This window comes from Rhodanobacter sp. 7MK24 (assembly GCF_014842995.1).
In the GTDB taxonomy this organism is placed as follows: domain Bacteria; phylum Pseudomonadota; class Gammaproteobacteria; order Xanthomonadales; family Rhodanobacteraceae; genus Rhodanobacter_A.
Map to the genome: position 1 here is coordinate 1 of NZ_JACYXL010000015.1, position 19087 is coordinate 19087.

The 19087-nt window shown below is 66.4% G+C and carries 19 protein-coding genes and 1 pseudogene; 8 read left to right on the forward strand and 12 right to left on the reverse strand.

Going from position 1 to position 19087, the window contains the following annotated elements:
- Positions 1-589: 589 nt before the first annotated feature.
- Complete coding sequence (locus IHE49_RS17380; protein WP_192160296.1) at positions 590-1057, reverse strand: hypothetical protein; 468 nt, start codon at positions 1055-1057, stop codon at positions 590-592.
- A 55-nt stretch (positions 1058-1112) separates the two neighbouring features.
- A complete protein-coding gene (locus IHE49_RS17385) occupies positions 1113-1430 on the reverse strand; it encodes a hypothetical protein (protein WP_192160298.1) in 318 nt (105 codons plus the stop codon).
- Between the two features lie 262 nt (positions 1431-1692).
- On the opposite strand from IHE49_RS17385, the pseudogene IHE49_RS17390 reads away from it, so the two are divergent.
- Together IHE49_RS17390 and IHE49_RS17395 are read left to right on the forward strand one after the other, a co-directional pair.
- Positions 1693-2693 (forward strand): annotated as a pseudogene (locus IHE49_RS17390) (integron integrase).
- Between the two features lie 58 nt (positions 2694-2751).
- Complete coding sequence (locus IHE49_RS17395) at positions 2752-3201, forward strand: GNAT family N-acetyltransferase (RefSeq protein ID WP_192160302.1); 450 nt, start codon at positions 2752-2754, stop codon at positions 3199-3201.
- 392 nt (positions 3202-3593) lie between these two features.
- Here IHE49_RS17395 and IHE49_RS17400 read toward each other — a convergent pair whose 3' ends face one another.
- Entirely contained in the window at positions 3594-4727 is a 1134-nt protein-coding gene (locus IHE49_RS17400) for a hypothetical protein (RefSeq protein ID WP_192160304.1), read from the reverse strand.
- 169 nt (positions 4728-4896) lie between these two features.
- Here IHE49_RS17400 and IHE49_RS17405 point away from each other — a divergent pair, with 169 nt between their 5' ends.
- Together IHE49_RS17405 and IHE49_RS17410 are read left to right on the forward strand one after the other, a co-directional pair.
- Entirely contained in the window at positions 4897-6180 is a 1284-nt protein-coding gene (locus tag IHE49_RS17405; RefSeq protein WP_192160306.1) for an acetyl-CoA C-acetyltransferase, read from the forward strand.
- 132 nt (positions 6181-6312) lie between these two features.
- Positions 6313-6858 carry a TonB family protein gene (locus IHE49_RS17410; RefSeq protein WP_192160308.1) on the forward strand — a complete coding sequence of 182 codons (546 nt, stop codon included), beginning with the start codon at positions 6313-6315 and terminating at the stop codon, positions 6856-6858.
- Positions 6859-6907: 49 nt separating this feature from the next.
- Here the strand turns inward: IHE49_RS17410 and IHE49_RS17415 are convergent, their stop codons facing one another.
- Positions 6908-7129 (reverse strand): hypothetical protein, encoded by a 222-nt coding sequence (locus tag IHE49_RS17415; protein ID WP_192160310.1) that lies wholly within the window; start codon positions 7127-7129, stop codon positions 6908-6910.
- Positions 7130-7259: 130 nt separating this feature from the next.
- Entirely contained in the window at positions 7260-7934 is a 675-nt protein-coding gene (locus tag IHE49_RS17420) for a hypothetical protein (RefSeq protein WP_192160312.1), read from the reverse strand.
- Positions 7935-8051: 117 nt separating this feature from the next.
- Here IHE49_RS17420 and gpmA point away from each other — a divergent pair, with 117 nt between their 5' ends.
- Positions 8052-8795 carry a 2,3-diphosphoglycerate-dependent phosphoglycerate mutase gene (gpmA, locus tag IHE49_RS17425; RefSeq protein WP_192160314.1) on the forward strand — a complete coding sequence of 248 codons (744 nt, stop codon included), beginning with the start codon at positions 8052-8054 and terminating at the stop codon, positions 8793-8795.
- Positions 8796-8989: 194 nt separating this feature from the next.
- Here the strand turns inward: gpmA and IHE49_RS17430 are convergent, their stop codons facing one another.
- A complete protein-coding gene (locus tag IHE49_RS17430; RefSeq protein ID WP_192160316.1) occupies positions 8990-10546 on the reverse strand; it encodes a tetratricopeptide repeat protein in 1557 nt (518 codons plus the stop codon).
- 81 nt (positions 10547-10627) lie between these two features.
- Here IHE49_RS17430 and IHE49_RS17435 point away from each other — a divergent pair, with 81 nt between their 5' ends.
- On the forward strand, positions 10628-11182 hold the full coding sequence (locus IHE49_RS17435) for a DUF1453 domain-containing protein (RefSeq protein ID WP_192160318.1): 555 nt from the start codon (positions 10628-10630) through the stop codon (positions 11180-11182).
- A 447-nt stretch (positions 11183-11629) separates the two neighbouring features.
- Here IHE49_RS17435 and IHE49_RS17440 read toward each other — a convergent pair whose 3' ends face one another.
- The 5 genes from IHE49_RS17440 to IHE49_RS17460 form a co-directional block, all read right to left on the reverse strand.
- A complete protein-coding gene (locus IHE49_RS17440) occupies positions 11630-12016 on the reverse strand; it encodes a peptidase C13 (protein WP_192160320.1) in 387 nt (128 codons plus the stop codon).
- 37 nt (positions 12017-12053) lie between these two features.
- The gene (locus tag IHE49_RS17445; RefSeq protein WP_192160322.1) at positions 12054-13850 is read right to left on the reverse strand and encodes a sensor domain-containing phosphodiesterase; all 1797 of its coding nucleotides are present in this window, start codon (positions 13848-13850) and stop codon (positions 12054-12056) included.
- Positions 13851-13924: 74 nt separating this feature from the next.
- Positions 13925-15043 carry a cell division protein ZapE gene (zapE, locus tag IHE49_RS17450; RefSeq protein WP_192160324.1) on the reverse strand — a complete coding sequence of 373 codons (1119 nt, stop codon included), beginning with the start codon at positions 15041-15043 and terminating at the stop codon, positions 13925-13927.
- Positions 15044-15086: 43 nt separating this feature from the next.
- A complete protein-coding gene (locus IHE49_RS17455) occupies positions 15087-15356 on the reverse strand; it encodes a DUF2845 domain-containing protein (protein ID WP_192160326.1) in 270 nt (89 codons plus the stop codon).
- Between the two features lie 53 nt (positions 15357-15409).
- Positions 15410-16093, reverse strand: coding sequence for a dienelactone hydrolase family protein (locus IHE49_RS17460; RefSeq protein WP_192160328.1), 684 nt, complete (start codon positions 16091-16093; stop codon positions 15410-15412).
- A 60-nt stretch (positions 16094-16153) separates the two neighbouring features.
- Here IHE49_RS17460 and IHE49_RS17465 point away from each other — a divergent pair, with 60 nt between their 5' ends.
- Positions 16154-16747 (forward strand): ACP phosphodiesterase, encoded by a 594-nt coding sequence (locus IHE49_RS17465; RefSeq protein ID WP_192160330.1) that lies wholly within the window; start codon positions 16154-16156, stop codon positions 16745-16747.
- Between the two features lie 160 nt (positions 16748-16907).
- On the opposite strand, the gene IHE49_RS17470 is transcribed toward IHE49_RS17465, so the two are convergent.
- Positions 16908-17429, reverse strand: coding sequence for a c-type cytochrome (locus IHE49_RS17470; protein ID WP_192160332.1), 522 nt, complete (start codon positions 17427-17429; stop codon positions 16908-16910).
- Positions 17430-17820: 391 nt separating this feature from the next.
- On the opposite strand from IHE49_RS17470, the gene IHE49_RS17475 reads away from it, so the two are divergent.
- On the forward strand, positions 17821-19032 hold the full coding sequence (locus IHE49_RS17475) for an efflux RND transporter periplasmic adaptor subunit (protein WP_192160334.1): 1212 nt from the start codon (positions 17821-17823) through the stop codon (positions 19030-19032).
- The last annotated feature ends 55 nt before the right edge of the window (positions 19033-19087 follow it).

Genomic DNA, 19087 nt, shown 5'->3' on the forward strand with positions numbered 1-19087 from the left:
TCAGCCACCTTCGCGCCGGCCTCGACCTCCTTGAGGATCCGGACGATCTGTTCCTCGCTGAACTTCGACTTCTTCATGCAGAGCTCCTTGGTGGGGAAACTCTACTTCCGACTGGCTCGAATCAACGAGGACGCTTCAGCGGCCCTTGCGAAACGCGAGCCGAAATGATTGCTCATAGAGGTCTGCAGGGTAGACGACTAGGTTGCCATGAATGCGGGCAACGACCACCTCTTCGTGGGGTCTGATAGGGAAGACACAAGGCGATACCGCGTCAACGTGTGCAATGGGCTTACCAAAGAGAGTTTCACTGACCGTAACGCGAACGATTAATTGCAGTGGATGAGGATGGCTAAGCGTGCGTTGACCTGCCTCATGCCCAATGGCAGCAAAGGTGGCCTCCCTTGCATACGCCACACTTGGATCCATTGGTTCGCATGCCATAGAAGCCAGAGGCTTGGCCGTTAAAACGATGAGAATGTAGAGCCGGCTAAATTTCATAGACGCGAACGCATAGCTGAGCGGCCGTGCGGGCCGCAATGCATGATCGCACCAGAAACTTCGTCCCGCACGGTCCGCTTGAGCGTCATAGTTAGGAGGCTCCCGACGCATTTCGTTGAGCTGACGCCAACCATTGGCCTGACTGCGTGACGGGCTGACCGCAAGTACGTTGAGTGAAGCCGGGCGCCTCGAACTCTATGCTCCCGGAAGGCCAATTGATGCCCATGCTCCACTTGAATGATGTGTGTCCGGTTGGATACGTGACCAGCTCGCGCTCGATGCTAGCGAGAGAAAATGCACACATGCCAGCACTTGGTGTGGCGTAATCGATGGAAAGCTTGAGGCCAAAGACCTTGTGAAATTGCAGCGTCGCTTGCGCCACGACAAAGCTAAAACCTTCTTCGCCTTTGATCCATTCCAAGATGTAATCGATGTCCAGGAGTAGCTCAGCAGAGCCGTCGTCGTCTTCGTTTTCGACGATGCGCAACCCGTGTACATGCACGTCATGCCATGACATCGCATCGAAGTCTTCATTGCTCCAATTCGTGCGATGGTCCATAGCCGCCTAACGCTGGAGTTAAGCGGCGGCGTAGCCGTCCGCCTTGAACGAGATGTTAGGCAGCCGGGCCGCGCCACCACCGGAATTCGTGTTTGTACTTGCCAAGGATGTAGATTGCAAAAAATGAAGCTACCACCCAAGGCAGAGGTTGCAAAATGATCTGCTCAGGCGTGGTCGAACTTGGGCCATAGACACCGTCTAGGGCGGCAAATGGATTGAACATGACGAGAGGTACAACAACAGCGACAAACCAGAGAATTATGAGCGCCAGAATGCGCGCGATGTGTTGCCGTAACCACAACCCGATGCCGAGAAGCGGAAGGAGGCTCGCACTAAATAACCATCTAGACTGCCCGGCGATAGCAAGCTGCATCCCTCGCAGCGTGTACCACGCACAGGCAAGAACGAGCACAAAAAGCGTCCAGCTTAAGAGTCGCGATCGAGTCGAAGGAAGTAGCTTCATTTGCGGCCTAACGCTTAGTAGACCCCGAATTGGGGCATACGCACGGATGCTCCACGCTTGCACTCATCTCGTCAAGCAAGGAAATCCTACAAGCAATCATGCACTTGCCCGGTTCCTTTCGGCCTCCACTCAGGGGCACGCTCGTGTGCGTATCTCGCAGAACGAGGCTTGTATGTCTTATCACTCCGAAAACGGCGATACGCATCGTATTCCCGCCAAGGCGCCGCGGTTGCTGGACGAAGTGCGGCGGGTATTGCGGGTGAAGCACTACAGCTTGCGCACGGAGCAGATCTACGTGGGCTGGATTCGCCGCTTCATCCTGGCCAACGGCAAGCGCCATCCGCGCGACATGGGCGCCGCGGAATTGGAAGCCTTTCTTTCCCGATTGGCCGTGCGCAACCAGGTTGCAGCCAACACGCAGAACCAGGCGTTGTCCGCTTTGCTATTCCTGTATCGCGAAGTATTTGGGATCGAGTTGCCGTGGTTGGAAGGCGTGACCCGGGCGAAGCGGCCGACTCGGGTGCCCACGGTGCTGTCGCACGAGGAGGTGACACGGCTGCTGGCGCACATGGACGGCCGTCCGCGGTTGCTGGCCTGCCTGCTCTACGGCGCCGGCTTGCGCCTGATGGAAGCGCTGCGCTTGCGTGTGAAGGACGTGGATTTCGACCGCGGCGAGATCATCGTGCGCGATGGCAAGGGCGGCAAGGACCGTCGAACCATGCTGCCGCGGGCGCTGGCCGAGCCTCTGCGCCTGGAGCTGGAGCGTTCGCGCCAATTGCACCAGGCCGATTTGCGTGAAGGTTTCGGTGCGACGTGGCTGCCGTTTGCACTGGCGCGCAAGTATCCGTCGGCGCCGCGGGAGTTCGGTTGGCAGTATGTGTTTCCCGCGCCCCGGCGTGCGGTCGATCCGCGCGACGGCACCGAACGCCGGCACCATTTCGACGACGGCATGCTGGCGCGCGCGTTGAAGAAGGCATGCCGCGACGCGGGCATCGCCAAGCCGGTGAGCGCGCACACGTTGCGCCACTCGTTCGCCACGCACCTGCTGGAATCGGGCAGCGACATCCGCACGGTGCAGGAGCTGCTCGGACACAAGGATGTGTCGACCACGCAGATCTACACGCACTGCTCAACCGCGGTGGCCACGGCGTATTGAGCCCGCTGGACCGGTGAGTGTCCGTGGTGCGGCGCGCGCTACGATGGTGCTTTGCTCCTTGCCGGAAACGCCGAGATGACGCTGTCGATCCGTCCTGCCACCGCCGCCGACATACCCGCGCTGTGCGCCTGGAACGCGGCCATGGCGCTCGAGACCGAAGGGCTTGAGCTGGACCCGAAGGTGCTGGAATGCGGCGTGCGAGGCGTGTTCGAGCAGCCGCAGCGCGGCTTCTATCTGGTGGCCGAGCGGGACGGCGTGGCGGTGGGCGGCTTGATGGTCACGTTCGAATGGAGCGACTGGCGCAATGGCGATTACTGGTGGATCCAGAGCGTGTACGTGGTGCCCGAAGCCCGGCGCGACGGGGCGTTCCGTGCACTGTATGCGGAGGTGGAACGTCGCGCCCGCGCGGCGCGGGCGGCGAGTCTGCGCCTGTACGTGGAGACGGAAAACGGTCGTGCGCAGGCCACCTACGAGCGGCAAGGCATGCACCGTTGCCATTACGAGATGTATGAGCAGGTGCTTTGAAGGCGCATGCCGCTCCGGTATCGCCGCTGCATGGGGAACTTCGAAAAACTCCCGCCGCTGTCATTCCCGCGAAAGCGGGAACCCGTAGTGAATGTTCCGCAAGGTCGAAATGGATTTCCGCTTTCGCGGGAATGACGAACAAAAGCGGTTATTCAAGATTCCCCAAAGCTCTTCTTCCTTCGGGAGGTGCGGGGTGAGGATATGGGCGAAGCACGTCGTTGAACCCGATCGCAGGCTTCGTCCACACGCTTCGCACGCGCCTTCATCTGGCGCTGCGCGCCACCTTCATTTGGCACATCCCTGCGCCCCACCTTTTGGGCGGCTTCGCCGTGCAAACCAGCATTCCTGCCGATTTGTCTCCCGAAGGGGAAAGGGGTGATGCAGACCCTGTCTCAGTGCAGCGATGCGGAAGGCGCGGCAAGCAGGCCATGTTCGTCCAGCGTGATGCGGCCCGGCATCTGCAGTTCGGCGGCGCAGCCGTAACGGGCAGCCAGCGCGGCGAGCAGCGGGCCGAGCGCGCGTGGCTGCAGCGGGTAGCCGTGTGCGAGCACGCGTGGCTTGTTGCCTTCACCCAGCTGCGCGGCGGTGACCGCCACGACGCCGAGGCCGGGTGCTTCGTGGGCATAAAGCTGCGGCGTTTCGTGCCGCGGATCGGCTGCCGCCACGGGCTCAAGCAGCCAGCCGGCTTCGCCTTCGCTGTCCGGCGTGGACTGCAGGCGCAACGGCAGGGTGTGTGCATCGAGCAGGGCGGCATACTGGCGCAGTTCGAACACGATGCCGGCGAAGTCGTGCGCGCGTTCCGGGGCGTCACCGTCCTGCGCGGCCAGCCACTCGGCGGGCGATTGCGTGAGCACGCGGCCGTTTTCGTAGCGCAGTGCCAGGCCGCGCGCGCTGAGCACGTTTTCCTCGCGGTACGGCGTGAGCAGGGCCGCTTCCAGCAGGCTCCACAGCGGCGCGAGGTTGACGTGCTCGTATTGCACGCAGGTGAGCGCCAGCAGGTCGTTGCGGCTGAGGTAGCGCGCATGCTCGAGCCGTACGCCCAGCGTGCGCATCAGCCAGTCGGCGGTGTGCGCGCCGGCTTCGCCGCGGCCGACCAGTTGCACTTCGATCTGTGCGGAGAGTTCATCGGCGAGCTCCTCGGGCGCCAGCAGCGACAGCGGCAGCAGGCGCATCGGGCCGTCGGCATAGTGCGGCGCGGGCTCCAGCGGCTGTGCCGGCATGTGGCCTTCGTGGCTGCCGAAGGCCACCACCTGCGCCACGCCGGCGCGCGGCACGCGGCGGCCGAGTTCGTCCAGCGTGGCCCATACCGGGAAGCCAGGGCGCAGCAGTTCCACCGGATCGAACAGCGCGCCGGCCAGCACCAGCCGCGCCTGTTCCACTTGCGGCAGCAAAGCGCGCAGATCGGCGGCGACCAGGCCAGCCAGCTCGTCCGCCTCGTCGCGGCTCAGGGTGGCGCGCGGCGCGGTGCCCGCCGCGGGTTCCAGCGCGAGTACGACGGGCAGGGCGATCAGGGTGGAGGCTTCCACGGCAGGGAATTCGCTAGGGAAAGCAGCGATTCTAGCAAGCGGACCTGCCGTGCCCCGGCAGCGGGCCGACTTGCCTGTGAACGAATTCCGGCTTGTGCGGCCTGCCACGCTTTCGCACGGTGGCGGGGCGGGTTAGCCTTGCAGGCAATCTTTGGTGGATTTTCCCGGAATGGAAAAGATGCAGCGGCGCGTGGGTGTGATCGGTGGCGTGCGGATCCCGTTCTGCCGCAACAACACGGCCTATGCCGACGTGGGCAACTTCGGCATGTCGGTGAAAGTCCTGGGTGCGCTGGTGGAGCGCTACGGCCTGCATGGCGTCGAGCTGGGCGAAGTGGCGCTGGGTGCGGTGATCAAGCACGCCTCGGACTGGAACCTCGCACGCGAAGCGCTGCTTTCCTCCGGCCTCGCGCCCACCACGCCGGGCATCACCACCGCGCGCGCCTGCGGCACGTCGCTGGACAACGCGATCATCGTGGCGAACAAGATCGCGGTGGGCCAGATCGAGGCCGGCATCGCCGCCGGTTCGGACACCACCAGTGACGTGCCCATCGTTTTCGGCACACGCCTGCGCAAGCGCCTGCTGGCGATCAACCGCGCCAAGGCACCGTTGGACAAGCTGAAGATCGCGCTGCACCGCTTCTCGCTGAAGGAACTCAAGCCTTCCTTTCCCGGTGTGGCCGAGCCGCGTACCGGCAAGTCGATGGGCGACCATTGCGAGCAGATGGCGAAGCAATGGAAGGTGGCGCGCGAGGCGCAGGACCAGCTGGCGCTGGACAGCCACCGCAAGCTCGCCGCCACCTACGACAGCGGTTTCTTCGAGGGCCTGATCGTGCCGTTCCGCGGCCTGAAGCGCGACGGATTCCTGCGCCCGGACACCACGCTCGAAAAGCTCGCCTCGCTCAAGCCCGCGTTCGACAAGACCTCGGGCCAGGGCACGCTCACCGCAGGCAACTCCACCGGTCTGTCCGATGGCGCCGCCGCCGTGCTGCTGGCCAGCGAGGAATGGGCCGCGCAGCGCGGCCTCAAGGTGCAGGCCTGGTTCCGCGACGCCGAGGTGGCCGCCGTGGATTTCGTGCACGGCGAAGGCCTGCTGATGGCGCCTACGGTGGCGGTGCCGCGCCTGCTCAAGCGTAATGGCCTCACCCTGCAGGACTTCGATTTCTACGAAATCCACGAGGCCTTCGCCGCGCAGGTGCTGTGCACGCTGCGCGCGTGGGAGAGCGCGGACTACTGCAAGAACCGGCTGGGCCTGGACGCGCCGCTGGGCGCGATCGACCCGGCCAAGCTCAACGTGCACGGCTCCAGCCTCGCCACCGGCCATCCGTTCGCCGCCACCGGCGCACGCATCATCGCCACGCTGGCGAAGATGCTGGAGCAGAAGGGGTCGGGCCGCGGCCTGATCTCGATCTGCACGGCCGGCGGCATGGGCGTCACCGCGATCCTCGAACGCTGATTTGGCAGGAGCGCACCCTGTGCGCGAATGCCTTGGTGCTTCGACCGGAACCAAAAGCATTCGCGCACAGGGTGCGCTCCTACGGTCGATCCCTTCAGCCGCGATTCGCCCGCGCTGGGGCATAAAGGCCGCATGTTGCGCCTGCGCACCACCACTACCTTGAGCGTGCTCGCCCTCGCGGTCGGCATTGCCGGCACGCAATGGCTGAGCGGCTTCAATACCGGCTGGGCCGGTCCCAGCGAACGCGTGGCGGGTTTCATGCCTGCGGCGCATCGTCCCGGGGCGCGTGCGGTGCGCCGTCACGCGCCGGGCCTGCCGCGCGCCGTGGCCGCGACGCATCGCGCGGTGCTGCCACCGGTGATGGAAGTCGCCCAGGCCGCGCCGGCCGCCACGCCGCCGGAGCTGATGCCGGTATCCATGCCGCAGACGCCGGTGTCGTGGCCGCAGATGGAAGGCCATCTGCAGGGCCGCGTTTTGCTGCATCTCGCCGTCGACGGCGGCGGTCGCGTCGTCGATGCATCGCTGGCCGAATCCAGCGGTGATCCCGTGCTGGATGCCCATGCCTTGGACACCGTGCGCCATTGGCGCTTCGCCGTGCCTGCCGATCGCCCGGACGGCTTCAGCAGCGATCTGCAGATGAGCTTCACCCGTGGCGGACAGGTGGCGGAAGCGCCGTGACACCGGCATCGGTTCGCATGCCGATGCTTCCAGGTAAGGCCATCCTGCCTCAGGTTTCTGCCTCGAAGCCGGCGGAGCGCAGGCAGCGGGCATAAGCGACGCTTCGTATGCCAGTGCCCGCGCTGCCGATGGCATAAGCGGGCGACACGACGGCCTGGACGCGGCAATTGCGCTCGCCATGCCGGCGCAAGGCGTCGCGGTTCATCGGCGTGCTGGCGCAGGCGGCCAGCGTCGCGGCGGCGAAGGCCGCGATGGCGGTTCGGGTGTTCATGGCAGCTCCTTCTGCGGGACGGTTCGTGCCGAGCGGGTGGCGCAAGGCGCAGCGGTAGTGCGGCCATGCCGGCCGCGGCGGCTTGCCCGGCAAACCGCCCTGTTGCTGGCGATGAAGGTCGATCGTGGCTTTACGGTGCGGCCCCGCTGAACTTCTCCACCGTGGCGCCCTTCACCGGCCCGATCTGCGCGCTTTCGCTGACCTTGAGCACCACCTCGCGGCGGAATTCCAGCGTGCCCCGCACCACGGCGTGCGGTCCGATCACGATCGTCGGCTTGTGATCGCTGCCGAAGTGGAACCAGCCGTTATGCGGCTGATCGACCAGGATGCCGCCTTCGACATGCGAGTTGGCGCCCACGGTGATGTCGCCCGCCACGGTTTCCAGGCCGCCGGCGACATGGGCGTTGTCGAGGTTGATGCCGCCGTTGACGTTGGACAGGTGGCCGTTCACCTGGGCGCCCCGGGCGAGACTGATCGCGCCGTTCACGGCTTCGACCGTGCCGTCGACCTGGCTGCCATCGGCGAGCCGGATCGCACCGTTGACCGTACCCAGCTTGCTGGCATGGGCCTGCGCGCCGAGATCCAGCGAGCCGTTGACGGTGCTGGCTTCCTGCACCACGGCGCCGTCGCCGATATGCACGCTGCCGTTCACCGAGCTGACGTCCCCGGCGTGCTGGCCGGCGTCCACCTGCACGGTGCCGTTGACCTTGCTGATGTCGTTGTCCGAAGCGGCGGCCGCCAGCGGCATGGCGACGGCCGCGAGGATGACCGAGGAAATGGCGAGGGGAAGCAGGATGCGACGCATGGCATGACTCCGTTCGTGGGATTGACCACCTTGGGATGCGGCGTACCCGCAAATGGTTGGCGTGACCTTCGGCATGGTGGCACCATGCCGCACTTCCCCACCGAGAAGCCAAATGCCATGCACAAGCTCGTCCTGATCCGCCACGGCCAGTCGCAGTGGAACCTCGACAACCGTTTCAGCGGTTGGGCCGACGTGGATCTCACGGCGCTGGGCGGGGAGGAGGCGCGCGAGGCGGGCGAACTGCTGAAGCGCGAAGGCTACGCATTCGACGTGGCGCACACCTCGGTGCTCAAGCGCGCGGTGCACACCCTGTGGGGCGTGCTCGATGCGATGGACATGTCATGGCTGCCGGTGCACACCGACTGGCGCCTCAACGAGCGCCACTACGGCGCGCTCACCGGCCTCAACAAGGCCGAGACTGCGGCGAAGTACGGCGACGAGCAGGTGAAGATCTGGCGCCGCAGCTACGACATTCCGCCGCTGCCGCTGGAACGCAGTGCGAACGAAGCGGTGCACGACCCGCGCTATGCCACGTTGAAGCCCGAGCAGATCCCCGACACCGAATGCCTGAAGGACACCGTGGCCCGCGTGCTGCCGTACTGGCACGAGGTGCTGGCACCAGCGATCAAGGCCGGCCAGCGCGTGGTGGTGGCCGCGCACGGCAACTCGCTGCGCGCGCTGGTGAAGTATCTCGATGGCATTTCCGACGCCGACATCGTGGAAATGAACATCCCCAACGGCGTGCCGCTGGTGTACGAGTTCGACGACAACCTCAAGCCGTTGAAGCGCTACTACCTTGGCGACGCCGCGGCGATCGAGGCGAAGATGGCGGCTGTCGCCAACCAGGGCAAGGCCAAGTAAAGCCTTCCTGGGGAGGTCTGATCAACCGGATGCTTGCTCGTCATTCCTGCGAAGGCAGGAATCCGGCGCCTTTGCATTCAATGGCCCGCAGACAGTGGATGACTCGTTGCGCTCGCCCTTTCGGGCGAGCCTTCGGCTGTTCAACGCTCGCATAGTTCTTCTTTGTCCAGCCTTCGCTGGGATGACGGGCAAAATCAGGAGGTTCCCTGGGCGGCGCGGTCGTGCAGCAAGGCATGGATCGCATCCATCACCTGCTGCACTGGTGCGCGGCGATAGGTCCAGCGCGGGTCGCTGTCGACCGGATTGACCACCATCGTCGCATTGGCCTCGAACAGCAGCAGATTGCCGGCGCGGTCGATGCCGAAATCGATGCCGCCATAGTCGAGGCCGAGGGCCTTTTCGATGTCGGCCAAGGTACGCCGCTGATCTTGGGTCAGCACCTCTTCCATGGCGGTGATGAAGCGTTCGTCCTCGCTCCGATGTGCGGCGTTCTCGGCCATGTCGGCGGTGAAATAATGCACCTTCCAGTCATGCGACACGGCAGCATGCAGCGGATAGAGCGCATGGTCGATCATCATCACGCGATATTTGCGGATCTTGCCGTCGGTGCCGCTGGCGTCGAGATATTCGATCGCGATCAGCACCTCGCCCGGTAACTCCGCCGCGGCCGCGGCCAGATCCTCCGGCCGCTCGACGCGGACGAAATGGTGCCCGGTATGGAAGCCCGGTGAACGCAGCAGGCAGGGAAAGGCGATGCCGCGGCCGGCCAGCATTGCGGCGGCATTGGACAGAGATGTGCGCGGCAGCATCGCCATTTTCGGCGTGATCAGCCCCGGGATGCCGGCCAGCCGCTCGGCGTTGTCGGCCCGACCGGTAACCCGTACCGCCTCGGGCCGGTTGATGACGGGGGCTGTGCTGCGCGCTGCCAATGCCGCTGCGTCCTGTAGCGCCGCCGCGGCGAGATCGGCGTCGCCGATGGCGTTGAAGATCAGCCGGTGTGGCGGCAATGGCACCGTCGGATCGGCGAAATCGACGAACAGCACGGTGGTCGCGAACAGGCGGTCGTCTACGTGCTGGAGGATCGGCACCGCGCCACCGGCGCTCGAACTCAGCACCAGCAATTCGACGGGTACGGCATCGCCGCGGTAGGGACGAATCAAGGTCGGACGCTGGCGGAATCCCTTCTCGCGATAAGGCCGGGCTGCGGCCTCGTCGCCCTGCCCGGCAAGGGTGTAGGCCATGCCGCGATTGGCCTCGATGCTGTCGGGGTCCAGAGCCAGAGCGGCAGCGAAATGGGTGCGGGCTTCCTCGAATTCCCGCGCCTTCTGCAAAGAGGTGCCGAGATTGATCAGTCCGGTCGGATGGCCGGGACGATGCTTGACGGCTTCCCGATAAAGCGTGCGCGCCGCGCTGGTATAGCCCAGACCGTCGAGCAGGGTGCCGAGATTGTTGAGCAGGCGGAAATGGCTCGGCATCACCGCCAGCAGGGCGATATAGGCTTCCTTGGCGTCGGTGTCGCGCCCAAGACGGGCCAGCAGGTCGGCGCGTTCGAGGCGCAGCTCGCCGGACGGGTCGCCCTCGGCGATGAGGCGCTCCAGCCGGTCGAGCTCGTTCAGCAGTCGCTGACGGTGTTGGATCGGGCTAACCATGTCGGGCGCGGAAATCGTCGAGGAGGGCAGCCAGATCGTCGGCAGTATAGAGCGACGCGCGTGGCCCACCCGGCGCGATGTCCCCCCAATCTGTCTGGACATGCGCGACGTATGCCCTTCGTCCGTCGCGCGGCGCGTGTGGTGCGGTTAGGCTGCACGCATCTCCAGCCACGGAAGTGTCCCATGCCTGCCCACTTGATGAACTACGTGATCATCGTGCCGTTGGTGGTCCTGATGATCTGGCGCCGCATCAGCCGCAATTTCGGCCGCCAGCCGATCCGGCGCGGACGCATGATCGCGCGCATCGCGATCTTCGCGGTGATCGGCGCCCTGTTGATGCTCGCGGGTCTGCATGACATCCGTCTGGCCGAAGGCCTGCTCGGGGGTGCGGTGGTCGGCGCGGCGCTGGGTTTCGCCGGCCTGCGCCTGACGCGCTTCGAGACCGACCCGGTGAAGGGCGACTGCTACGTGCCGAACCCGTGGATCGGCGCCGTACTCACCGCGCTGCTGCTGGGCCGGCTGGTATGGCGCTTCATGGCGTTGACGCCGCAGATGCAGCAGGCCCAGGCACTGGCCGCCAGCGCGCCGCCCGGTACGAGCATGCAGATGGGCTACCAGGCCAGTCCGCTGACGATGCTGCTGATCGGCCTGTTGGTGGGTTATTACATTGTCTATTTCGCCGGCCTGCTGGTGCACCACAAGCGTTACCAGCAATCCCACGCGACGACGCTTGCCTGAGAGCCTTTCAAGGCTCTTGATGGATTGCTTCCGCGCAAGAGAGCAATCGCCGGCACCAGGCAAGGCGTGAAACAAAGTCGTTGGATGGCTCGCTGTGCCACCTTCGGGTTGCTCTGCGGACGTTTTGCGCGCCACACCCTGTCTGGCTTGCGCCGCTATCGCGACCTCGGAGATCCTCGATTTCCATGGACGGCGCGGAATGGCCGCCACGCATATCGCGTGGGCGGGAGCCGTTCCGATGTCCGTGGTTCCGTCTCTTGGCTGACATCCCGCTCTCCACTCTTTCTTGCCAGTTCGCTGTTCACCACCGCCTCCGCATTGGCTTGGGCTAGCGAGCAGATGGAATCCGGGCGTCGGCAGGCGACCGAAGCCGCCTTGTTCTTTGCGATAGCGCAGAACGCCCTTCGGTGGAGGTGGGCGAATTGGAAAGGTCGGACAGGCGCTCGCTCAGGGCGCCACGCTGAAGTCGATCTCCAGCGGGTATGGTGCAGGCGTCGCCGGCGGCGCGGGCAGGGTCAGGCCAGCGAAATGCGCGGCCATGCAATTGGCGACTGGCGTAGCCGGCTGCACCGCGATGTGCTGCGGCTTGCCATGCCCGTCCACGTCCAGCACCAGCGTGAACGGCGACTTGTCGTTCTTGGAAACGGCCAGGCAGCCCTTGTAGGCCGCTGCGGTGGAACCCTCGATCTGGCCCCACATCGTCTTCTGATAGGCCGGCCCGGTGGCGGCGGCCTCGGCCATCTTCGCGGCGTGCACGCGCGATTCGAAATCGCCGTTGCCGGCGGCAGCCGGCGAAGTGCCCAGCAGCAGGGCGAGGGCAAGGATGGTGGACATGGCGTGCGTGGTTCCTGCGGCGGCGGCTGCCGGAACCTTAGCAGCTTGCCTCGTCACGGATGGCCTGCTGGCGCAACCAGTCGGCGATCTCCGCACCCGGCATCGGCATGGCGATGTGGTAGCCCTGCACTTCGTCGCATTCCATGTCGCGCACGGCGGCGAGCACGCCGGCGGTTTCCACGCCCTCCATCACCACGCGGAAGCCGAGCTCGTGGCCCAGCGCCACCATCGCACGCACGATGGCCGCGTCGTGCCGGCGCGTGCCGAGGCCGCGCACCAGCGACTGGTCGATCTTCAGGCTGCTGGCGGGCATGTGGCGCAGTGCGTCGAGGTTGCTGTAGCCGATGCCGAAGTCGTCGATGGCGATGCCTACGCCTGCTTCGCGCAGGGCGACCAGCGTGCTGCGGGTGAGTTCGTTGTGATAAATCGCGGTGCCTTCGGTGAACTCCAGTTCCAGCCGGTTGAGCGGTACGCCATGGCGTACCGCTGCGGCGGCAAGCCGCGATGCCAGCGCGGAATCGAGATCGATGCTGGAGACGTTGAGCGACAACCGCACATCTATCCCTTCGCGCTGCCAGGCCGCCAGTTGCGCCAGACCGTGGTCGAACACCCAGTCGGTCAGCGTGCGGATCAGGCCGGCCTGCTCGGCCAGCGGCACGAAGGTGCTGGGCGATACCGGACCCAGCGTGGGATGCCGCCAGCGCGCCAGCGCTTCCAGCGCCACGCAACGGTTGCTTTCCAGCTCCACGCGCGGCTGATAGTGCAGTTCCAGTTCGGTGCCGTCGGACAGCGCGGCTGCCAATTCGGTGACCAGGAAGAATTCCTGCCGTTGGCGCTCGTCGTCGCTGCGGTTGTATACGGCCCAGCCGCTGGGGGTGCCCATGGCGATCCACGAGGCATTCATCGCCCGTCGCAACGGATCGCCGCCGCGCAGCTCGTGCGCTTCGACTTCCAGCAGGCCCACGCCGGGCTGCAGGCTGAGCGCGACGCCCAGGCAATCCACGGGCTCGCGCAGAGCGGCGACCAGTGCGTCCAGTTGCACGGGCGCCGGCGCGCCGTGGGCGCTCGGCAGCAGTACGGCGAGGCGGGTCGGTGCCACCATGTAGAGCTGCATGCCCGGTGTCGTCCATGCCTGCACGCGTTCGGCCGTCGCGCGTACCAGCGCATCGGCGTAGGCATGGCCCATCGCGCGCACGAAGGCGTTGAAGCGTGCCACCGGCGCGGTTTCGATCGTCGCCAGCCATGCGGTACCGGAGCCGTGCGCGAGTTGCGCGGCGAGATCGGCAAAGAACGCACCGCGATGCGGCAGCCGCGTGGAAGGATCGATACGGCTGAGGTAGCTGCGCAGCGCCGCACCGGTGCCGGCCAATGCCGCGGCATCGCGCAGGGCGGCTTGCGCAGCGCTGGCCAAGGCGAGGCGCGGGCGCCGATCGAACACGAACAACGCGCCCAGGCGTTGGCCATCCAGGCCAAACACCGGTTCGCAGGCGAAGAAGCCGACCGTGGCATGCGCAGGGTTGGCGCCGGCCGGAAGGAAGCGGGCGTCCTCGCGGGCATCGCACACGGTTTCGGCGACGCCGTGGCGCGCAATCCCGCGGCAGGCGGCCAACAGCGCGTCGTCCAACGGCAGCGCGTCCTGCAGGCCGGGCGTGGCGTACCAGAAGGCACTCCCGTCGCCCAGCAGCAGTGCTACCAGGGGGACGTCCAACGCATGGGTCGCCAGTCGCGCCACGGCTTCGAACCCGGGCAGAGCGTGATGCTCGGATTCGAAACCCGTCGTCGCGTGATCGGCGTCGGGTTGCCCGCCGGGGAGCGAACCCCGCGAGATTTCCATCGTCCCATCCCCCTCATGTGCGCCCGCATGGGGCACCCACGCAGGCTACTGCGCCGTCGGTAGGGTGGCAATGTTCAATCGACGCGGTGCGGCAACGCGAGGTAGGCCTCGCTCTGCATCTCGATCAGGCGCGATTCGGTGCGGCCGAATTCGGCGCGGTGGCGCTCGCCGTCGTACAGCTCGGTGATCGGCGCAGCGGCGGAGAGGATCAGCTTCACGTGGCGATCGTAGAACTCGTCGACCAATTGCACGAAGCGCTTCGCGGCGTCCTCGCTGTAAACATTGAATTGCGGCACGTCGGAAACGATGACCGCGGGGCCGGCCTTGGCCAGCGCGATGTAGTCGGCTACCGCGCGCGGGCCTTCGCACAGTGCGGCGAAGTCGAACCACAGGATGTTGTCGGCGCGTTTGCGCAGCGGTATCTCGCGGCCGTTCACCGGCAGCACGCCGCCTTCGACGGCTTCGCCCTGGGCGTGGTCGCGGAAGAGACGTTCCAGCGCGCGCTGCGCCTCCGCGCCGGGCGGCGTGTAATACACCGCGGCCTGCGCCAGCGCGCGCAGGCGCCAGTCGCGCGAAGAAGCCATCTCGACCACGCGGCAATGCTGCTCCAGCAATGCGATGGCGGGCAGGAAGCGCGCGCGCTGCAGGCCGTCCTTGTAGAGGTTTTCCGGCGCGGTGTTGGAGGTGGTGATCAGCGCCACGCCGCGTGCGAACAGGCATTCCAGCAGACGCGCGAGGATCATCGCGTCGCCGATGTCGCTGACCAGGAATTCGTCCAGGCACAGCACGCGGCAGCGCGCGGCGAGACCGGCGGCCACTTCGGCCAGCGGATCCTGCCGTTCGCCCAGCTCGCGCAGGCGCTCGTGCACTTCCTGCATGAAGCGGTGGAAATGCCGGCGCAGCGCCGTGCCGCGCGGCAGGCTGGCGGCGAACAGATCCATCAGGAAGGTCTTGCCGCGACCCACCGTGCCCCACAGGTACAAGCCCTGCAGCACGGGCGCCGGTTCGTTGGCGAGCAGCGATTTCAGCCGGCCGAACAGGCCGGCGTCGCGCGGCGCGGCGGCGCACAGCGCGGCATGCAGGCGATCAAACTCGGGCAGCACCGCGAGCTGGGTGGGGTCGGCCTCCCAGCGGTGCGCGGCCACGCCTTCCTGGTAGCGCACGCTGGGTGCGGGCGAGAGGGTTTCGCTCATGCAACGGTCACCGGCATCGACGGCCCGTGCCGCCGCGATGCGCTCAGAAAATTTCCTTGATGTCGACCACCTGGCCGCGGGCGATGTAGATCTGCACGGTCTTGTCGCCCTGCACGTAGTCGAGTCGATAGGCGAGCACGGCGCCGTAGACGTTCTGCACTTCGGTTCTGCTGGCGGGGGCGCCCGCGATGGCGGTCACCTTTTCTTCCGAATCCCCGACCGTGATGACCTTGGAGCCGAAGCGGATGGTGTCGGCGGCCAGCGCCTGGAGGCTGAGCAACAAGCCGGCTGCCAATACGATCCATCGTTTCATGACATTACCCTCGGGGATGGGAGTGGCCGGATTATAGGGCGTGGCCGCCACGCTCATCCGCGCGGCGGCGGCAGCCAGTCGGCGACGGCGTGCTTCACCGCGCCGCGCAGGTCCATCAGGCGACGGTGGAAGAAATGGCCGGCCTCGGGCATGCGGACCAGTTCGGGCGGCTTGTCCATTGCGGCGATCCAATCGAATACCGCCTGCGGTTCGACCACCTCGTCGGCTTCGCCCATCACCACCAGCCATGGGCAGGCGGGCAATGCATCGCCCATCGTCCAGCGACCCACGGGTGGCGCGATGCTGACCAGCGCATCGGCCTGCAGTCGAACCGCGCTGCGGATGGTGACGTAACTGCCGAAGGAGAATCCGGCCAGCCACAGCGCGTCGCCCGGACGCACGCGGCGCAGCCACGCCACCACGGCGGCGAGATCCGCGCTTTCGCCGATGCCGTCGTCATAACTGCCAGCCGACGCGCCGGTGCCGCGGAAATTGAAGCGCAGGGTGTCCAGTCCCGACTCGCGCAGTGCGCGTTCCACCATCGTCACCACCTTGTTGTGCATGGTGCCGCCCTGCACGGGGTTGGGGTGGCAGACCACCGCCGTGCCGGCGCGAGCGCCGGGGCGTTCGGCCAGGTCGGTGAGGGTCTCGAGCTTGCCGGCCGGCCCGGTGAGCGCGAAGCTGGCGGCCTGATCGGGGAAGCTGGCGGGATCGTCTGGAAATGCGCTGGGATTCATGCAGAGGATGATAGCCGCCGACGTGGTCGACCGCTCCCGACGATGCACGGGCAGGCGCCGATGAACCACCTGGCGCACCTGCTGCTGGCCGGCGACGACGAGGCGCTGCGCCTGGGCGGCCTGCTCGGTGATTTCGTGCACGGCGCGCCCGATCCGGCGCTGCCGCCGCGCGTGGCGCTAGGCATCAGGTTGCACCGAGCCATCGACACCCATACCGATCGCCATCCGGAAGTGGCGGCGGCGCGGGCGCGATTCGCGCCGCCTTACCGCCGTTATGCCGGCATCGCGCTGGATCTGTGGTTCGACCACTGCCTGGCGCGCGACTTCGTGCATTGGAGCGCGGTGCCGCTGGCGACCTTCTCGGATACCGCACGGGCGTTGCTGTGGCGCCACGATGCGTACTTGCCGCCGGCCCTGCGCCGTTTCCGCGCCTACATGGATGCACACGACCTGCCGGCGGCCTATGCACGGAGCGAGGAGATCGGGCGCACCCTGGAAGGTGTCAGCGCGCGGCTGCGGAGGGACAACCCGCTGGGCAGCATGTTGCCGCTGCTGGTGGCGCTGGATGCGCCGCTGCGGGCGCATTTCGAGGCGTTCTTTCCGCAGTTGCGGGAGTTCGCGCAGGCGTGGATCGGGGCCAATGCGAGGGACTGAAGCAGCCGTATCGCTGGGTTCGCCCCTCATCCCGACTTTCCGCGCTCCTCAAAGCCGGTACCTTCCACGGCGGCTCCTCGTGCACTCTCCGGAGGGGAGGGGGCAAATGAAAACGCCGCCCAGGGGGCGGCGTTTGCTCTGTCCTGATTTGAGCAGGACCTTACTTGGCCTGGTCGACGATCCAGGTCACCGCGGCCTTCACCTGCGCATCGGTGAGCGCCGGGTTGCCGCCCTTGGCCGGCATGAAGTTGCCGTCGGGGCCGTGGTAACCCTCGGTGGCATGCTTGATCAGGGTGTCCAGGCCCTCGGCGATGCGCGGTGCCCACATCGCCTTGTTGCCCACCTTGGGTGCGCCGGCGACGCCGGCGGTGTGGCAGCTGGTGCACAGGTTGTCGAAGATGGTCTTGCCGTCGGTGGTGCCGCCATAGGCGACCTGCGAGGCGGCAGCCTTGGCTGCGGCTTCGGCCGCGGCCTGCATGGCGGCGCGGCCGGTATTGCCGGCGTATACCGCGCCGGCGGGCGCGATGCGCGCTTCGACCTGCGCCTGCACGCCCGGGTCGGTTTCCTTGGGTTCGTGGTCGTAGATGGCCAGCGCGACCAGGATCAGCACCACGGTCAGTGCCAGCAGTCCGCTGATCATTTTGGCGAACTGGTGCATGAAACCACGGTCGGAATCGTTCATGGAACCGCTCACGTAGGTACTCCAAGTCGATGATCGTGCGGAAGGCCCCTGTGGCACGCGGCATGCCAAAGGCAGCCATGCGCCCGCACCTGCACGGCAGTAATGCGGCGCGCAAGTGCATCTCACGGAGTATAGACGAAGCCACCGGCAAGTTTGGAACCGCGGCTGCGGCCGTTTGTCCAAGCCCCGCGGATGGGGCGGTGGCCCCTGTCATTTACTTACCTTTACATCTCCACATGCCATCGGTCATGCCCTACCCCTGACCACTGGCATTGTTCCGTTTCGCTGCGCTGCACCTATGCTTCACCACAATCAGCCGGGCGCGGACCGCGTCGGCACGGGTTCCTGCATACAGTTGGTCGACACCGCATCCACCTCGGGAGTTTTCTGCATGTCGCGTTTTTGGAAGATCGCGCTGATCGTTGTCGCGGTGGTCGTCGTGGCCCTCGTCGCCGTGCGTCTGCTGCACAAGCCGGGTGGCGCGGGCGGCCCCGGCGGCATGGGCGGGGACAAGGACAATGCGCCGGTGCCGGTCACCGTGGTGCCGGTGGCGAAGGAGAACGTGCCGGTCTACCTCACCGCGCTGGGTACGGTGCAGGCGCTCAACACCATCTCGGTCAACCCGCAGGTGGGCGGCCAGCTGATCAAGCTGGATTTCACCGAAGGCCAGCAGGTGAAGAAGGGCGACTTGCTCGCCGAGATCGACCCGCGCACCTTCCAGGCGTCTTATGACCAGGCGCTGGCCAAGCAGAAGCAGGACGAGGCTTCGCTGTCCACCGCGCAGAGCACGCTGAAGCGCAACCAGGCGCTGGTTGCCAGCGGCTACGTGGCCGCGCTGGACATGGACACCTACCGCAACAACGTGAGCCAGCTGCAGGCTGCCGTGGTGCAGGACCGCGCCGCCGCCGAAAGCGCCAAGGTGAATCTCGACTACACCCGCATCATCTCGCCCATCGACGGCGTGGCCGGCATCCGTGCGGTGGACCCGGGCAACGTGGTGACCACCACCAGCACCATCGTCACCCTGACCCAGCTGCATCCGATCTACGTGATGTTCACCCTGCCGGAGCAGAACCTCGACCTGGTGCGCAAGGCGCAGCAGGCCGCGCCGCTGCAGGTGGCCGCGCTCGACCGCGTGGATGCGCACCCGGTGGCGAGCGACGGCATGCTGCAGGTGATCGACAACCAGATCGATTCCACCACCGGCACCTTCCGCCTGAAGTCGCAGTTCCCGAATGCGAACAACGCGCTGTGGCCGGGCCAGTTCGTCAATGTGCGCCTGCAGGTGCGCGTGGATGACGGCGCGCTGGTGATCCCGGCCGAGGCGGTGCAGCGCGGCCCGGACGGCGACTACGTCTACCAGGTGCAGGGCGACAACACGGTCAAGATGCAGCCGGTGGTCGTCGCCGGCGAAGTGGGCGACAGCCACGTGATGATCGGCAGCGGCCTCAAGGAAGGCGAGCAGGTGGTTACCGAGGGCCAGTTCCGCCTGAAGCCTGGCAGCAAGGTCAATCCGCTCAAGCCGGGCGAAGTGCCGCCGGCGCCCACCGAGGCCGATCTCAAGAAGGCCAAGCAGCAGGGTGCCCGTCACGGCGGCCGCTGATGACTGACTGAGACGCCCGCCGCCGTCGCGGCGGGCGTATGCACCACCTCCCGCG

Excerpts from the sequence above, each read along its gene's own strand:
- IHE49_RS17430 (WP_192160316.1), bottom strand. The coding sequence starts at position 10,546 with ATGTCCAGACAGATTGGGGGGACATCGCGCCGGGTGGGCCACGCGCGT.
- IHE49_RS17445 (WP_192160322.1), bottom strand. The coding sequence starts at position 13,850 with ATGGAAATCTCGCGGGGTTCGCTCCCCGGCGGGCAACCCGACGCCGAT.
- IHE49_RS17465 (WP_192160330.1), top strand. The coding sequence starts at position 16,154 with ATGAACCACCTGGCGCACCTGCTGCTGGCCGGCGACGACGAGGCGCTG.
- IHE49_RS17395 (WP_192160302.1), top strand. The coding sequence starts at position 2,752 with ATGACGCTGTCGATCCGTCCTGCCACCGCCGCCGACATACCCGCGCTG.
- IHE49_RS17405 (WP_192160306.1), top strand. The coding sequence starts at position 4,897 with ATGGAAAAGATGCAGCGGCGCGTGGGTGTGATCGGTGGCGTGCGGATC.
- IHE49_RS17415 (WP_192160310.1), bottom strand. The coding sequence starts at position 7,129 with ATGAACACCCGAACCGCCATCGCGGCCTTCGCCGCCGCGACGCTGGCC.
- IHE49_RS17475 (WP_192160334.1), top strand. The coding sequence starts at position 17,821 with ATGTCGCGTTTTTGGAAGATCGCGCTGATCGTTGTCGCGGTGGTCGTC.
- IHE49_RS17435 (WP_192160318.1), top strand. The coding sequence starts at position 10,628 with ATGCCTGCCCACTTGATGAACTACGTGATCATCGTGCCGTTGGTGGTC.
- IHE49_RS17470 (WP_192160332.1), bottom strand. The coding sequence starts at position 17,429 with ATGAACGATTCCGACCGTGGTTTCATGCACCAGTTCGCCAAAATGATC.
- IHE49_RS17440 (WP_192160320.1), bottom strand. The coding sequence starts at position 12,016 with ATGTCCACCATCCTTGCCCTCGCCCTGCTGCTGGGCACTTCGCCGGCT.
- IHE49_RS17380 (WP_192160296.1), bottom strand. The coding sequence starts at position 1,057 with ATGGACCATCGCACGAATTGGAGCAATGAAGACTTCGATGCGATGTCA.
- IHE49_RS17410 (WP_192160308.1), top strand. The coding sequence starts at position 6,313 with ATGTTGCGCCTGCGCACCACCACTACCTTGAGCGTGCTCGCCCTCGCG.
- zapE (WP_192160324.1), bottom strand. The coding sequence starts at position 15,043 with ATGAGCGAAACCCTCTCGCCCGCACCCAGCGTGCGCTACCAGGAAGGC.
- gpmA (WP_192160314.1), top strand. The coding sequence starts at position 8,052 with ATGCACAAGCTCGTCCTGATCCGCCACGGCCAGTCGCAGTGGAACCTC.
- IHE49_RS17420 (WP_192160312.1), bottom strand. The coding sequence starts at position 7,934 with ATGCGTCGCATCCTGCTTCCCCTCGCCATTTCCTCGGTCATCCTCGCG.
- IHE49_RS17460 (WP_192160328.1), bottom strand. The coding sequence starts at position 16,093 with ATGAATCCCAGCGCATTTCCAGACGATCCCGCCAGCTTCCCCGATCAG.
- IHE49_RS17385 (WP_192160298.1), bottom strand. The coding sequence starts at position 1,430 with ATGCAGCTTGCTATCGCCGGGCAGTCTAGATGGTTATTTAGTGCGAGC.
- IHE49_RS17455 (WP_192160326.1), bottom strand. The coding sequence starts at position 15,356 with ATGAAACGATGGATCGTATTGGCAGCCGGCTTGTTGCTCAGCCTCCAG.